General features: G+C 33.5%; 15 protein-coding genes. 5 read left to right on the top strand and 10 right to left on the bottom strand.

The window, feature by feature from the left end; translation table 11 throughout:
* Positions 1 to 26 precede the first annotated feature (26 nt).
* Positions 27 to 287 carry a hypothetical protein gene (locus DRF58_RS03340; RefSeq protein WP_116032814.1) on the top strand — a complete coding sequence of 87 codons (261 nt, stop codon included), beginning with the start codon at positions 27 to 29 and terminating at the stop codon, positions 285 to 287.
* Positions 288 to 430: 143 nt separating this feature from the next.
* Positions 431 to 769: a hypothetical protein gene (locus DRF58_RS03335; RefSeq protein ID WP_116032813.1), complete on the top strand. Its 339-nt coding sequence runs from the start codon at positions 431 to 433 to the stop codon at positions 767 to 769.
* Positions 770 to 801: 32 nt separating this feature from the next.
* Here the strand turns inward: DRF58_RS03335 and DRF58_RS03330 are convergent, their stop codons facing one another.
* From DRF58_RS03330 to DRF58_RS03315, 4 genes are read right to left on the bottom strand one after another with little or no spacing between them, the layout of a single operon-like run.
* Complete coding sequence (locus tag DRF58_RS03330) at positions 802 to 2934, bottom strand: AsmA family protein (RefSeq protein ID WP_116032811.1); 2133 nt, start codon at positions 2932 to 2934, stop codon at positions 802 to 804.
* Position 2935: 1 nt separating this feature from the next.
* Positions 2936 to 3166: a hypothetical protein gene (locus DRF58_RS03325; protein WP_116032809.1), complete on the bottom strand. Its 231-nt coding sequence runs from the start codon at positions 3164 to 3166 to the stop codon at positions 2936 to 2938.
* Positions 3163 to 3624: a WG repeat-containing protein gene (locus DRF58_RS03320; protein ID WP_116032806.1), complete on the bottom strand. Its 462-nt coding sequence runs from the start codon at positions 3622 to 3624 to the stop codon at positions 3163 to 3165. The genes DRF58_RS03325 and DRF58_RS03320 overlap by 4 nt, the downstream gene beginning before the upstream one ends.
* Positions 3625 to 3628: 4 nt before the next feature.
* Positions 3629 to 4420: a DUF2797 domain-containing protein gene (locus DRF58_RS03315; RefSeq protein WP_116032805.1), complete on the bottom strand. Its 792-nt coding sequence runs from the start codon at positions 4418 to 4420 to the stop codon at positions 3629 to 3631.
* Between the two features lie 259 nt (positions 4421 to 4679).
* Here DRF58_RS03315 and DRF58_RS03310 point away from each other — a divergent pair, with 259 nt between their 5' ends.
* The gene (locus DRF58_RS03310; protein ID WP_116032802.1) at positions 4680 to 5105 is read left to right on the top strand and encodes a hypothetical protein; all 426 of its coding nucleotides are present in this window, start codon (positions 4680 to 4682) and stop codon (positions 5103 to 5105) included.
* A 54-nt stretch (positions 5106 to 5159) separates the two neighbouring features.
* Here the strand turns inward: DRF58_RS03310 and DRF58_RS03305 are convergent, their stop codons facing one another.
* A complete protein-coding gene (locus DRF58_RS03305; RefSeq protein ID WP_116032800.1) occupies positions 5160 to 6200 on the bottom strand; it encodes a GMP reductase in 1041 nt (346 codons plus the stop codon).
* Positions 6201 to 6253: 53 nt separating this feature from the next.
* Here DRF58_RS03305 and DRF58_RS03300 point away from each other — a divergent pair, with 53 nt between their 5' ends.
* Positions 6254 to 7459 carry a glycosyltransferase gene (locus tag DRF58_RS03300; RefSeq protein ID WP_116032797.1) on the top strand — a complete coding sequence of 402 codons (1206 nt, stop codon included), beginning with the start codon at positions 6254 to 6256 and terminating at the stop codon, positions 7457 to 7459.
* Between the two features lie 103 nt (positions 7460 to 7562).
* On the opposite strand, the gene DRF58_RS03295 is transcribed toward DRF58_RS03300, so the two are convergent.
* Positions 7563 to 8330: a nitrilase-related carbon-nitrogen hydrolase gene (locus tag DRF58_RS03295; RefSeq protein ID WP_116032796.1), complete on the bottom strand. Its 768-nt coding sequence runs from the start codon at positions 8328 to 8330 to the stop codon at positions 7563 to 7565.
* A 192-nt stretch (positions 8331 to 8522) separates the two neighbouring features.
* Between DRF58_RS03295 and DRF58_RS03290 the strand changes: the two genes are divergently transcribed.
* On the top strand, positions 8523 to 9320 hold the full coding sequence (locus DRF58_RS03290; protein WP_116032793.1) for a murein L,D-transpeptidase catalytic domain family protein: 798 nt from the start codon (positions 8523 to 8525) through the stop codon (positions 9318 to 9320).
* 78 nt (positions 9321 to 9398) lie between these two features.
* Here DRF58_RS03290 and DRF58_RS03285 read toward each other — a convergent pair whose 3' ends face one another.
* From DRF58_RS03285 to DRF58_RS03270, 4 genes are all read right to left on the bottom strand, one after another.
* On the bottom strand, positions 9399 to 10088 hold the full coding sequence (locus DRF58_RS03285; protein ID WP_089870393.1) for a response regulator transcription factor: 690 nt from the start codon (positions 10086 to 10088) through the stop codon (positions 9399 to 9401).
* Between the two features lie 135 nt (positions 10089 to 10223).
* Positions 10224 to 11765 carry a sensor histidine kinase gene (locus DRF58_RS03280; RefSeq protein ID WP_116032791.1) on the bottom strand — a complete coding sequence of 514 codons (1542 nt, stop codon included), beginning with the start codon at positions 11763 to 11765 and terminating at the stop codon, positions 10224 to 10226.
* Between the two features lie 171 nt (positions 11766 to 11936).
* Positions 11937 to 12281, bottom strand: a complete 345-nt coding sequence (locus DRF58_RS03275) for a hypothetical protein (protein WP_116032788.1) — start codon at positions 12279 to 12281, stop codon at positions 11937 to 11939.
* A gap of 2 nt (positions 12282 to 12283) precedes the next feature.
* Positions 12284 to 14329, bottom strand: coding sequence for a S9 family peptidase (locus DRF58_RS03270; RefSeq protein WP_116032900.1), 2046 nt, complete (start codon positions 14327 to 14329; stop codon positions 12284 to 12286).
* Positions 14330 to 14391: the final 62 nt, after the last annotated feature.

Below are 14391 nucleotides of genomic sequence, written 5' to 3'. Positions count from 1 at the left end.
ATTTGTCAAACCAAAACATCACAGAAATGAAAAATTTATTATCAGCATTGCTACTTACTTTCGGGGTAGGACTAGCAACATCACAAACAACTGCGCCGACAGCTGTAAAGAAACAAGCTCAAAAAACAGAAAAGCAGGCAAAAAAAGTGGAAGCAAAAGCCGAGAAAACAGCTACAGCTTCAACCGTTAAACTGAAAAAAGACGGAACACCAGACAAACGATACAAAGAAGCCAAAACACTGAAAAAGGATGGAACTCCTGACAAGCGTTACAAGGTCAACAAATAATTTTCCTAATTGATGAAGAAGAGAGGGGAAATTTAATTTTTCATAACTTTTATTTTTTTAAGACTTTACACAACTTGTAGAGTCTTTTCTTTTTTGGTTCACGATTTGTTTATCTCTACTTACCAATCCAAAAAAATATCGTTATGAGCACAAAACCAATGCTTACGCTCTCCCAAGTTATGGAGAAGCTAAGAGAAAAAGGAATCACAGATGAAATCGTGATGAACGACAAAAAACAATTCGTCATTCACAGCACGCAAAAAGCATATCGCGCAGAAGACCTGAAAATTATCAGAACTTACAGGTTCGAAGGCGCGAGTGACCCTGCTGACAATATTGCGATGTATCTTGTGGAGGATTTCTACGGAAACAAAGCGATGATTATTGATTCTTACGGTGCAAACAGTAATTACGAAGGTTCAGAATTTGATGATTTTATCAAGTCTCTACCGACAGAAGAGAAAGAAGAATATGATTTTTAAAATCGGAATGATAAAAAAAGGGACTCAAGTTTTTAAGTTTGAGTTCCTTTTTTCTTTAAACGGTTATTTCGAATGTTATTTTTAGCCTCTCGTATTTTTTTCTTTGTTTCTTTCACCGTCTCTTTCACACCTTCCACATTTTCCTTCACTTTATCAACATTAATACTTATTAATGTCTTTTTCAAACCGTCTTCGATACCTTTCCAAAAGAGATTAAAAAATGACCTTTCTTTATTTCTTTCAACATAAACATCCACAGATTCTGGAAATTGTTTCGAATCTTTTCTTACAACCAGATTCACAACTGCAGATAAGAACTTTTTCTTCTCTCTGGTTTTTTTGTCAAGAAGGCTCACTTTCAAATCTTTGTGAGTAATCTTGAATTTCCCGTTCATAATGTCATTATTTCCTTTGAAATCAAAGTTGAGACTTGTGATTGTTCCAGTCGCAGAAACATTGAGATAAGGTTTGATAAAAGGATTGATGTCAACTGCCGGCAAATCATTGATATTTCCAGCAATTGTGAAGTTATCCCGCATATCTGCTGTGTTGAAATTCCAATCCAGTTTCATAGGAGAAACTCCCATAAATTTACAATTGATTGCAATCGGAACCTTTGTATTAACTCCTTTTTGTTTGTTGGAATTCAGGTTTTTGACATCCATATTAAAATAAGTGAAAACGACTTTACCTGGACCGTGTGAATCCGGCGTATCTTCTTCGTACACCAATTTGGATTGAATAAGATTCAGATTTTCAACAACTAAAGGAAACTTTATTGTTCTCAGTAATTTGGAATAAAGCAGTTTTTCTTTCGGATTATCTTTCGGGATTTTGCTTCGGAATATATTAGCATCAACATTTGTGAGCCTTGCATTTTTAAGTTTGATATTCGGTTTATCATTTTCGATTTTCCAATTAATTCCAGAAAAATGAATTCTGTTAGCAGAAATATCGAACAAGTCATTTTCCATAGGAATCATTCTTACGAACTCAGCTCTTGATACTTTTGGTTTTAATTTAAAATTCTTTAAATCAATATTTTGCAAAGACATCTCGAAGCTTGACAAATCCATATTGTAATATTTCCCTGCATCATAAAAAAACTGATTTCCAGACACTTTGTAATCTTTGTAAGTGAAAGGAATTTTATTTTTCGATGTGTCTTCATTCATTACAAACTCTTTCAAATTTGCATTGAATTTTGCTAAGGAAAGTGACTTTTCTCCATTCGATTTCAAGATGGAAAACTGTCCGTTTTTAATATCAAAGTTTTCAAAATCGATGTTAAAGTTGGACTTTTCTTTGTTTGATTTAACCACTTTATTATCACGATTTTGCAAAACAAAAATTGGGTCAACAGCTTGAGCGTTTTTGAAACTCAACTTCTTTTTATTAAATACCAAATCATTGAAAGAAATGCTTTTACTTTTAATGTCAAAAAGCGTTTTTTGAGTTTTGAAATTCTGTTCCCAATTTTTGAAATTAATTAAAGGCTTCAGTTCAAAATCATTAATGGTCAATTGTCCATTAACCGTTTTCAGTTCTGAGGAATTCAAAGAATAAACCTCACCGATTTGTGCATAAAACTGATTGGCAGAGATTTTATAACTGTCCAAAGCAAAAGGCAGCTCTTCAGGATTCTGATTCAGACTAAGATTCTTTAAATCAATATTAAGATTGTTAGCAGAGAAAAGTTTGGTGTTGTCAGGCTTATGAATCTCGATATTTCCTTTTTCTATTTCAATATTTTTGATGGTAAAAGGAATTGGATTTTTTTTGCTTTTCTCCTCTTTTGGTTTTGCTAATCTGATTTTTAAATTTGGATTAATTAGCTTAATGGAATTAGCCTCAATTTGATTATTGTTCAAAAATTCAATAACACCTAATCTGCTGATATTCAAATTCCCCAAGCTTCCTTCGAGAGCTAAGGCTTCAAGATTATTTGGCTGTTTAGTTTTGACTTTAATTTGGTTGGCAGAGATGCTCCCACTTAGGATTTCCACGTTCAGAGATTGGTAAGTAATCTCGTAAGGCGTTTTGGTTTTGAGATAATCGGGTAATTTATATTTGAGCCAAAGACTGAATCCGATATTCAGTAAAACTATGAGAATCAAAACGCTCCCAAGTACGATTGCAGTAATTTTCAGTAGTTTTTTTAGCATATTATTTTATTTTTGGCGGTGGTGGCGGTTCTGGAATTTCTATTCTTGGAGATTTAGTTTTCTGTTGTACATCTTGTCTTGTAACAGATTTCAAAACTTTTCCATTAATATTAATTTCAAAATAATCTTTGCCTTTTCGAGCATATATTTTATCATCTCCAAAACCTAAGCCATAAACATAACTTGGTCTCACTTCATCATAAATTAATGGACAAAGAATCTTATTATTCAAATCAATAATGCCATATTTTTTTTACTTACCGCGCACAATCCACTCGGTCTGAAACAATCAACAACATCATATTGAATTGGAATAACAATCTTTCCTTTCTCATTGATAAAACCCCATTTCCTATTTTTTTTAATTGGAGCTAAACCTTCTGAAAAAACACTAACAGCATCAAAATCTCCTTCTAATTTTAAATTTTTATAAGTAATAAAGAATTCTTTACTTCCTTGTTTTGCATAAGCAAGATGATTCTCAAAAGGATTGAGAAAATCATACTCAAAAGGAATGACGATGGAACTATCTTTATCTATGAATCCCCATTTGTTTTGTTTATTATGAACTCGAAACCAACTTGTTTCCTTATCTTTTTCTATATAATCAATATCAATTTTAGAAATCTTGTTAGGATTTTTTGAACAAGTAAATAAAATCAACAATAGAAAAAATAAAGGATTCTTCATATTATCAAACTGTCAATTCAATCACATAACCTTCGTGTCCTCTTACATTTATAAAATCTCCGCCTTCAAAAGAAAGATATTGTCCTTTAATCCCTTTCAAAACTCCATTGAATTCTGGTTTTTTGTCCAATGTAAAAACATTGATTTTTTCCGGCGCTTCGTAAGGAAAATCCAGTTTTACAATGTCTTGGTCAGTCACCGCAAACTTTTTAAAATCATTAGGAAAGTAATCCGCAATCTTATTTCGGAAATCAATTAAGTCCAAAGAATCTTCATATTCATCCGCCAGCATTTTTTTTGGATTGGTTTTGTCGGCAATATGTTTTTTCAACTCAACCTCAATCATTCCGGCTTCGTAACGGTTTTCTGTAACTGCAATTGGCAAAGCGAAAGTGGCGCCTTGGTCAATCCAACGTGTCGGAATCTGATGTGTTCTTGTAACTCCAACTTTTACATCGCCCGTGTAAGCCAAATAAACGATATGAGGAACCATCTGGATTTCTTTTTCCACTTCCAAATCTCGCTCGGCAATACCAAGATGAGCCTTTGACAATTCTGGACGGATAATCGTGTCACTTGCATAAGGACTTTCGAAAAAGCATTTTTTACAGAATCCCATTCGGTAGATTTTCTCGTCATTTCCACAATTCACACATTGATAACCGATATGTTTGATGTGCAAATCTTTTCCAAAAAGTTGATTCATATTAATCAAATCATTTTTTAGGTTGAGATAGTATTGGATTGGTTGTCCGTTTTGGGAAATCATTTTTAGGATCTGTCCGGAGAATTGCATTTTGTTGTTGGTTAGAAATTGGGATTAAAAGTAATCATTATTTAATTAATTCTGAATTTTATCAATTGTATTATTATAATTTATTGAGCCGTAACTTGATTTAAATTAATTCTGTAAAACAATCAGTTATAAGACTATAAAAATTTATTATCTAATCCTATCATTATATATAAAAAAATTCCGAAATTAGTTTTAGATTTTTTGCTGTCTTTGGACAACAATTTGACAGAAATTTTGTTATTAATAAAAAATTTAGCCCATGAAAACAAACAGTTTAATTCTAGGATTTGTAACCGCTTTAGTTTTATTTTCTTGTAAAAAAAATGATGTCAAAAAAATATCCGATTCCTTTTCTACAACAACAGAAATCGTAGAAAAAGATGGAAAAACAGATACTATTACATCGTCTAATGCCCAAAAAGATATAAATGGTAAAAAAACCTCATCTGTTTCATATCCTTACAAAGCAAGTGATGGAAGCCGAGCAAAAGCGACTTTTATAGACGATGGCAAGGCAAAAACAATTACTATAGAAGCTAACAATAACAAGTTTGTTCTTGACTTTAAACAAGCAACAACAGCAGGAGAAATCTATGAGAGAAATAGTATTTCTGCAGAATCTACGGAAGACTCATTGTTGATTTCTCAAGGAAATAATGTGATTCATCTAGCAAAAGTGAAATAAAATAAAAAACCAGCCGAATTTGGCTGGTTTTTATTTAAAGTTTATCATCAAATACTATCCGTTAAAAACCTGATTTTCCTGCTCTTGAACGCGGATAAAAGTTGTTCTTTTAGACAATTCTTTCAACTTTGATGCACCGACATAAGAACAAGTTGAACGAACACCTCCTAAGATATCTTTTACTGTCTCCGCAACTGGACCTTTGTAAGGAACCTTCACGGTTTTTCCTTCGGAAGCACGATATTCTGCAACACCTCCAGAATGTTTATCCATTGCGGTTTGAGAACTCATTCCGTAGAATAAACGGAAAGTTTTTCCATTTTCTGTGATGAGTTCACCGCCGCTTTCGTCGTGTCCGGCAAACATTCCGCCCAACATTACGAAGTCTGAACCACCACCAAATGCTTTCGCAACATCTCCGGGAACTTTACAACCTCCGTCACCAATGATTTGACCGCCCAAACCGTGAGCTGCATCCGCACATTCGATGATTGCTGAAAGTTGAGGATAACCAACTCCGGTTTTCACTCGAGTTGTACAAACCGAACCCGGACCAATTCCAACTTTGATGATATCAGCACCTGCTAAAATAAGTTCTTCTACCATTTCGCCGGTTACAACATTGCCTGCCATAATAATTTTATCTGGAAAATTCTGACGGGCTTTTTTCACAAATTCTACAAAATGTTCTGAATAACCATTTGCAACATCAATGCAAAGAAATTGGATTTTCGGATTGGCATTCAAGATTGTTTTGATTTTCTCTTCGTCAGCTTTTCCGGTTCCTGTACTCAATGCAATGTATTGGTAGAAGTCATCGTTTTTATCTTTCAGAAAATCAGACCATTCCTGAACAGAATAATGCTTATGAATGGCAGTAATAATTTTGTCTTTGTAAAGTGCTTCCGCCATTTCGAAAGTTCCGACCGTGTCCATATTAGCAGCAATCAGCGGAACGCCGCTCCATTTTTTCTGAGTATGAAGAAAAGTGAATTCTCTCTCTATTGTCACTTCGCTTCGGGATTTGAGTGTAGAACGCTTCGGACGAAACATCACATCTTTGAACCCTAACTTGATTTCGTTTTCTATTCGCATATATCAAAATTAGTATAATTTTTTTGTTTTAATAATTTATATTTTTGTTCCACATGAAACATCTTGTCATTATTGGTCTCGTTATTCCAGAACCGGCTTCTACAGCAGCAGGTTACAGAATGATGCAGCTTATCAAATTATTTTCGGAAGCAAATTATACAATCACGTTTCTAACTTCTTCCAACAATATCGAGTTTTCAGAAAAAATCGAAATCCAAAAAATCGACATCAATAATGAAAGTTTTGATGAAAAGATAAAAGACCTCAATCCAGATATTGTTCTTTTTGACCGATATGTAACCGAAGAACAATTTGGTTGGCGAGTTTCAGAAAATTGTCCAAATGCTTTGAAAATCATTGATACAGAAGATTTGCATTTTCTGAGAGAAGCAAGAAGAAAAGCTTTTGTTGAAAAGAGAGAAACTAGTAATGAAGATTTGATTAATGATATTTTCAAGAGAGAAATGGCTTCGATTTTGCGATGTGATTTGTCGCTTATCATTTCAGAATTCGAATATCAATTATTGACAGAGAAATTTAAAATTAATCCTGATATTCTGTTTTACATTCCTTTTTTTATTGAGAATATTGAAAAAAATAAAACTGCTTTTGAAGAAAGACAACATTTTGTAAGCATTGGAAATTTCCTTCACGAACCGAATTGGCAAACTGTTCTCAAATTGAAATCCATTTGGAAAAATATTAGAAAAGAACTTCCAAACGTAGAACTTCATATTTATGGCGCTTATGCTTCGGAAAAGGTTTTTCAACTGCATAATGAGAAAGAAAGTTTTTTGGTAAAAGGAAGAGCCGAAGATGTTAAATTACTTTTTAATCAATACAGAGTTTTACTAGCTCCGATTCCTTTTGGTGCAGGTTTAAAAGGAAAACTTTGGGAAAGTATGCAATTCGGATTACCAAATGTGACCAGCTCTATTGGTGCAGAAGCAATGCATAAGAATTTGCCTTGGAATGGATTTATAGAAGATTCTGACGAAGGATTTGTGACAAACGCTGTTGAACTTTATCAAAATGAATCCATTTGGAATCAAGCCAACAAAAATGCAAATGAGATTTTGAAACAAATTTTTGATAAGAAATTGTATGTCAATCAGTTTTGGGGAATCATTTCGAAAATCGAGAATAATCTCGAAGCTCATCGGACAGAAAATTATCTCGGAAAAATTTTGCAACATCATCAACTGAATTCGACAAAGTATATGGGTCGCTGGATTGAGGAGAAAAATAGAAAACAGTAATTTTTTATTTTTCATTGATGTAACTGAAGTTCTAAATTCTGTTTTCTATTTTAAATTCTGTAAAATTGAGCAATTCTTACGGAATGAAAATAATGTAAAATAATTATTTGTTATAAACTATTTCAAACCCATCCCTTTCATTCAAAAAAGGAAATTTATTTCGGAATTCTTTTAATTCATCCAAGTTCCATTCGGTTATGATGAGGTTGTTTTTTCTTTCAGAGATTTCTCGTCCGTCTGGAAAATAGACTAATGAACTTTCCTCATATTCAAGGTTATAACCATCTGTTCCAATTCGATTTAATCCAAAAAGAAAAGCCTGATTTTCAATCGAACGTGCTTTTAAAAGAGATTTCCAAGCTTCAACTCTGGATTTTGGCCAATTCGCAACATATAAAACGGCATCATAATCATTCTGATTTCTCGAAAAAACTGGAAAACGTAAGTCAAAACAAACCTGCAAAAGAATCTTAAATCCCTTATAATCAATGATTTTTCGATTTGTTCCTGCTGTGTAGATTTTATCTTCTCCGGAATAAGAAAACAAATGTCTTTTGTCGTAATATTCGAAATTACCATCCGGAAAAATAAAATAAAATCGGTTATAGAATTTCCCATTTTCCTCCACAGAAACACTTCCTGCAACTGCCGAATTTTTACTTTTGGCAAAGGATTTCATCCAAATCAAAGTTTCTAGATTTCTGTCGGCAACCTCATCGGCTTCCATACAAAATCCGGTAGAAAACATCTCTGGTAACAGAAATAAATCCGCTTCAACGGAACTAAATTCTTCTTCAATTTGTTTAAAATTCTGTTCCTTGTTTTTCCAAGAAATATTGAGATTGAGACCTGCAATTTTAAGTGTTGACATACTTCAAAAGTTTACTGCAATTTAAAACTTTAAAAGTGTCAATCATAATAAAGTCTTAATAAAAATCGTTCAAAAAAGGAGTAATTGCGTTAAAGTTTACTAAAAAACCGTTAAAAAGTTTGATTGTAACAATCTGAAAATGATTTATATATAATTTTGCACCACTAAAACAAAAACTTAATATTATAATTAATGAAGAAATTCCCATTATTGTTATGCTTAGTTTATTTGGTAACCACTTCTTTTTACCCCACAAGTTCTGAGAACAAAATCTCTCAAGCCAAGACCATTGTAAAAGAAAACAAATTAAGCTCAAGAAAGAGTTTCTCACCACAAAATCCCGCAGAAGAAATCTATAAAGAGCTTCAGTTTACGGATGAAAAATTGAATTTTGAAGTCTTCGAAAAAGCCTTTTTAGGATTTCAAAATTTGAAAAAATCCGGAAAACTGATTTCGTCAGCTAAGTTGCTTTCGATTTGTGATTTTAGTTTGTCTTCTAACAGGAAACGCCTTTGGGTGATTAATTTGGATGAGAAAAAAGTACTGTTCAACACATTGGTCGCACATGGAAAAGGAACGGGCGAAGAGTTCGCAACCAATTTTTCCAACATAGAAAATTCGCATCAGTCAAGCCTTGGCTTCTATATTACAGAACAGACTTATAATGGCGATAATGGCTATTCTATGAGGCTTTTTGGGATGGACAAGGGCTATAATGATGCGGCGCTGGAAAGATGCATTGTGATGCACGGCGCAAAATATGTAAGTGAAGATTTTATCAAATCTGAGAAAAGATTAGGAAGAAGTTGGGGTTGTCCTGCGGTTTCCAAAGAAATGGCGAAACCGATTATTGATACAATAAAAAATCAAACGTGCTTGTTCATCTATTATCCTGACCAGAATTATCTTGCAGGTTCTCAGTGGCTGAAAAACACTGAGAAAACGGATTCAATCCTTGGTTCTCCAAAACAGAATATGGCAACGAATTAAATCATTGTATTCTGTAAAACGTACAATGTAAAAAGTATTAAAAACCCTTCAGAGTTTCTGAAGGGTTTTTTTTAAATTTTATGGGTTTTTCACTAATAGTCTGAAACCTTCTCCATGAACGTTGATGATTTCCAAGCCTTCATCATCTTTCAGAAGTTTTCTCAGTTTTGCGATGTAAACATCCATACTTCTTGCTGTGAAATAATTCTCTTTTTTCCAGATTTTTCTCAATGCCAAATCTCTTGGCATAAAATCGTTTCTGTGGATGCAAAGCAATTTCAAAAGTTCATTTTCTTTTGGAGAAAGCTTGTATTCGTTTTCGCCAACTCTTAGTTGTCTTAACATAGAATCGAAAAAGATATTACTGATTTTGAACTGCTCTTGGTCTTCGTTTTCCAAAACAGCGCTTCTTTGTAGAATTGCTTTTATTTTATAAAGAAGCAACTCAGTATCAAATGGTTTCGTGATATAATCATCTGCTCCCAATTGATAACCTTTCAGGATATCTTCACGCATATTTCTAGCCGTCAAGAAAATGATTGGTGTGTTTTTATCAATTTTCTTCACATCTTCTGCCAAAGAAAATCCGTCTTTTTTCGGCATCATCACATCGAAAATGCAGATGTCGAATTCCTTTTCTGTAAACTCTTTCAGTCCTATTTCTCCGTCGGTCGCCAGTGTTACCTCGAAGTTGTTGATGGTTAAATAATCCTTAAGAACTGCGCCAAAACTTTGGTCGTCTTCTACTAATAATATCCTGTTGCTCATAGCTTTGTAATTAATAATTAAAATTGAAGAATTCTTGATTCTTCGGTTTTGTCAATATTTTGATTGGTTGTTTAAAATTTAATTTCGATTTTTTCCTTGATGTTTTAGTTCTGCTTCATTCAAATCAATTATGGTTTATATTATCGGAAGTTTTATGGTGAATATGCTTCCTTTTCCTTTATGAGAATCTACGTGGATTTGACCTTTATGATTCTCAATAATCTTTTTCACATAAGACAATCCAAGACCTTGTCCTTTTACATTATGGATGTTTCCTGTTTCTTCTCGGAAGAATTTTTCAAAGATTTTGTTCTTGTTGGTCGATTCCATTCCCATTCCTTTATCAGAAATTTCGATGACGTACCAGTTTCCTTCATTTCTTGTACTAACCTTTATTTCAGGCGTTTCCGGAGAATATTTGTTAGCGTTATCAAGAAGATTAATCAAAGCATTCGAAATATGAAATTCATCGATTAAGAAATTATATTTAGTCGCATTAAAATCTGTTATCAAACTTCCGTTTCTTTCATTTACAATTAGTCGGAAAGATTCGGCAATACTTTTTATCAATTCCCGAACGTTGGTTTCTTTCAAATGTAGAGGCATTTCGTTTCGTTCCAGTTTGGACATATTCAGAACTGTTTCTACTTGCTTTTTCATCCTCAGATTTTCCTGTTTTATTAGTCCTGAATAATATTTGACTTTGTCTGGGTCAGTGGCGATTTTATCATTGGCCAAAGAATCCGTTGCAACAGAAATCGTTGCCAAAGGCGTCTTGAACTCGTGAGACATATTGTTGATGAAATCTGTTTTGATTTCTGCAATTTTCTTTTGCCTCATCATATAATTAATCGAAATAATATAAATCCCCAAAATCGTCAATAACGAAATGAAAGTTCCCAACAACATTGGCAAATTATGCTTCACCAAAGAGTAATCTTTTCGAGGAAAAACAATTGCAAGTGTATAAAGTGTTCTATCTTTGCTGTCTGTAAAAAGCGGATAAGTGTAATTGGTTTTATCTTTTTGGTCGAGATAGATGTTGTTCGCAACCGTCGTTAATTGATTGGTTTTGTTGATGACACCAAAGCCAAATTTGGTATCAATTCCTTTCAATCTCAGTTCTTTAGAAATGACGGAATCAATGGTTTTGCTGTCAACTCGTTTTTCTATCGGAAGGTTGGTCGCACTCAAACGCGCAAATTCCTTCATCTGATAAGAATTATTATCAAGGTCTCGACTGATGTTGGTTGTCAAAGGTTCTGGTGAACTTCTTTTCAGTTTTAATTGTCCTTCGTCTTTATAAAGTTTCGTTGTGTACAAAGTGTCACCTTTTGCTGAAACGGGGATGTTTTGTTTTTCAACAATGCTTGTTTGGAAAAGAATATTCGAACGATTGGCAGAATCAGAACTTTGCTGAATATAAGTCTTAGTTGGCTGATTTTTATAAGCTAAAACCTCTTTTCCAACATTATTATAAGTCTCATTCCAATATTTGTTGACTTCGATTTGATTCACTTTTTGAGTGGAAGTTTCTAATGCAGAATAAACTTTATTAGAAAAATCCTGCTCGAGCGAAGTATATAATTCTTTAATCCAATATAACTGCAAAGAGACAAAAACTACCAAGGAAATTGTCATAAAAACAGATATAATAGGAATAAACTTGTTGTTCATATGTTTTTTTAAGTTTGAAAAGTTAAAATTACTCTTTTTAAGAATATCTCAACAATAATAACGGCCTGTAATTATTAAATATTTCTTAAAATGAAAAGATTTAACATTTTATTGTGAATATCAAATATGTTGCCATAAAAAAATCGGAACTTAAAAATTCCGATGTTTTCTTTATTTCAGTTCAATCTCTTCATCAATAAAATACTGTATAATCGCTTTTTTCATTAAGAGCGATTGTTCGTTAGGTTTTAATTCCGGAAGGTCGTCTAACTTTTCAAATTGTGGCCAGCCATCTTCATAATGCGTGAATTTGTAATATCCAAAAGGTTCCAGCAACCTGCAAACCGCAATATGAACCAAATTGACTTTATCATCTTTCGTGAATTTCTGTTGCCCGCTTCCCAATTCCTGAACACCAATAATGAATAGAAAAGTTTCTATTGGCGGATTTTTTTCAGTTTGAAAGTTGACTTCAAAGAAATGTTCTATTTTTTTCCAGATTTCTGCTTCGCTCATAATTAATTTTTTAAGCCTTCAATTTTAAATAAGAATGCGTACTCTAGAGCAATCTCTTTTAAACTCTCGAATCGTCCGCTTGCACCGCCGTGTCCGGAGCTCATATCGGTTTTGAAAATCAGAATGTTCTTATCTGTTTTCAAATATCTCAATTTTGCCGTCCATTTTGCCGGTTCCCAATATTGAACCTGAGAGTCGTGGAAACCTGTTGTTATGAGTGTATTTGGATAATCCTTCGCCTCGATATTATCGTAAGGCGAATAGGATTTCATATAATCATAATATTCCTTTTCGTTTGGATTTCCCCATTCGTCGTATTCTCCCGTTGTCAAAGGAATGGTTTCGTCCAACATCGTTGTCACAACATCTACAAACGGAACTTGCGCCACAATCCCATTGAATAATTCCGGATTGTCATTCATCACAGCTCCCATCAGAAGCCCACCAGCGCTACCTCCCATTGCATAAAGATGTTTTGGAGAAGTGTAATTTTCTGATATTAAATGATTTGCAACATCAATGAAATCAAAAAATGTATTCTTTTTCTGCAACATTTTTCCGTCTTCATACCATTCTCTTCCAAGATATTCTCCGCCTCGGATGTGTGCGATAGCGTAGATGTAACCTCGGTCTAGCAAAGTTAACCTTACACTGGAAAAACTGGCGTCAACGGTGTGACCATAACTTCCGTAACCGTAAAGGAGAAGTGGCGTTGCAGCAGATTTCTTGGTGTCTTTATGATAAACCAGAGAAATCGCAACTTCTTTTCCGTCTCTGGCTTTTGCCCAGATTCTTTCTGATATATAATTTTCCGAGAAGAATTTTCCGCCCAAAACTTCCTGTTCTTTCAAGAGTTTGGTGGTTTTTTCCTTCATATTGTATTCGTAAGTGGAAGAAGGTTTTGTCAAAGATGTATATCCGAAACGAAGATTTTCTGTGTCAAATTCCATATTCGTTCCGATATACGCCGTGTAAGTTGGGTCGGAAAATGGCAGATAATGAGAATCTCCGGTTTTGCTTTCTATGATTTTGATCTGAAGAAGTCCTTTCTCTCGTTCTTCAATCACGAAATAATCATTGAAAATTTCAAAACCTTCCAACAGAACATTTTCTCTATGAGGAATAAAATCTACCCAGTTTTCTATCTCCGGCTGAGAAACTTTTGTCTTTACAATTTTGAAATTCTTGGAATCATCGGCGTTTGTAATGATGTAAAAATCATCTTGATAATGCTCCACAGAATATTCCAAATCCTCCGTTCTTTCCTGAATGATTTTCCAATCAGCAAAAACATTATCTGCAGGAATGAATCTATGTTCATCTTCATTAGTACTTGATGAAGAAATAAATATGTATTCTAAAGATTTGGTTTTAAAAACATTAACATCAAAAGTCTCATCTTCTTCGTGGAAAATCAAAATATCTTTTTCTGTATCTGTTCCCAACTCGTGACGGTAGATTTGATAAGCTCTTAGACTTTCATCTTTTCTGATGTAGAAAATGTGCTGATTGTCATTTGCCCAAACAGCTTTTCCGGTTGTGTTTTCGATTTTATCTTCGAAAATTTCTCCGGTTTTAAGATTCTTGAAAAATATGGTATAGATTCTTCGCCCTGTTTTATCAGAAGAATAAGCAATAAATTGATTATCAACACTTACAGAAACGCTTCCGATATCAAAATATTCTTCGCCTTCTGCCAAGATATTGACATCCAAAAGAATTTCTTCTTCATTCTCCAATGATTTAAACTTTCTAGAGAAAATCGGATATTCTTTCCCGTCTTCATAGCGGACGATGTACCAATATTGATTAAAGAAATAAGGTAAAGACTGGTCGTCTTTTTTGTAACGGGATTTCATTTCCTCAAACAATTCGTTCTGAAGGTCTTCTGTATCCTTCATTACAAAATCTGTGTAAGAATTTTCTTCTTCTAGGTATTTTATAACTTCGGGATTTTCACGTTCATTCATCCAGAAAAAAGGGTCGTTTCTTTTATCGTTATGAATTTCTAGAAGTTTATCTATTTTTTTTGCTTTAGGAGCATTCATTTTGAAATTGATATTAATTAAAATCACATAGGCACATAGATTAATTTTTTTATACAAAGAAA

It is taken from the genome of Epilithonimonas hispanica (assembly GCF_003385395.1).
GTDB lineage: Bacteria > Bacteroidota > Bacteroidia > Flavobacteriales > Weeksellaceae > Epilithonimonas > Epilithonimonas hispanica.
This window is presented reverse-complemented; position numbering and strand designations above follow the sequence as displayed.

Bases quoted from the DNA above. Each gene is read 5' to 3' on its own strand.
- DRF58_RS03340 (WP_116032814.1), top strand. From the start codon at position 27: ATGAAAAATTTATTATCAGCATTGCTACTTACTTTCGGGGTAGGACTA.
- DRF58_RS03335 (WP_116032813.1), top strand. From the start codon at position 431: ATGAGCACAAAACCAATGCTTACGCTCTCCCAAGTTATGGAGAAGCTA.
- DRF58_RS03330 (WP_116032811.1), bottom strand. From the start codon at position 2,934: ATGCTAAAAAAACTACTGAAAATTACTGCAATCGTACTTGGGAGCGTT.
- DRF58_RS03320 (WP_116032806.1), bottom strand. From the start codon at position 3,624: ATGAAGAATCCTTTATTTTTTCTATTGTTGATTTTATTTACTTGTTCA.
- DRF58_RS03315 (WP_116032805.1), bottom strand. From the start codon at position 4,420: ATGCAATTCTCCGGACAGATCCTAAAAATGATTTCCCAAAACGGACAA.
- DRF58_RS03310 (WP_116032802.1), top strand. From the start codon at position 4,680: ATGAAAACAAACAGTTTAATTCTAGGATTTGTAACCGCTTTAGTTTTA.
- DRF58_RS03305 (WP_116032800.1), bottom strand. From the start codon at position 6,200: ATGCGAATAGAAAACGAAATCAAGTTAGGGTTCAAAGATGTGATGTTT.
- DRF58_RS03300 (WP_116032797.1), top strand. From the start codon at position 6,254: ATGAAACATCTTGTCATTATTGGTCTCGTTATTCCAGAACCGGCTTCT.
- DRF58_RS03295 (WP_116032796.1), bottom strand. From the start codon at position 8,330: ATGTCAACACTTAAAATTGCAGGTCTCAATCTCAATATTTCTTGGAAA.
- DRF58_RS03290 (WP_116032793.1), top strand. From the start codon at position 8,523: ATGAAGAAATTCCCATTATTGTTATGCTTAGTTTATTTGGTAACCACT.
- DRF58_RS03285 (WP_089870393.1), bottom strand. From the start codon at position 10,088: ATGAGCAACAGGATATTATTAGTAGAAGACGACCAAAGTTTTGGCGCA.
- DRF58_RS03280 (WP_116032791.1), bottom strand. From the start codon at position 11,765: ATGAACAACAAGTTTATTCCTATTATATCTGTTTTTATGACAATTTCC.
- DRF58_RS03275 (WP_116032788.1), bottom strand. From the start codon at position 12,281: ATGAGCGAAGCAGAAATCTGGAAAAAAATAGAACATTTCTTTGAAGTC.
- DRF58_RS03270 (WP_116032900.1), bottom strand. From the start codon at position 14,329: ATGAATGCTCCTAAAGCAAAAAAAATAGATAAACTTCTAGAAATTCAT.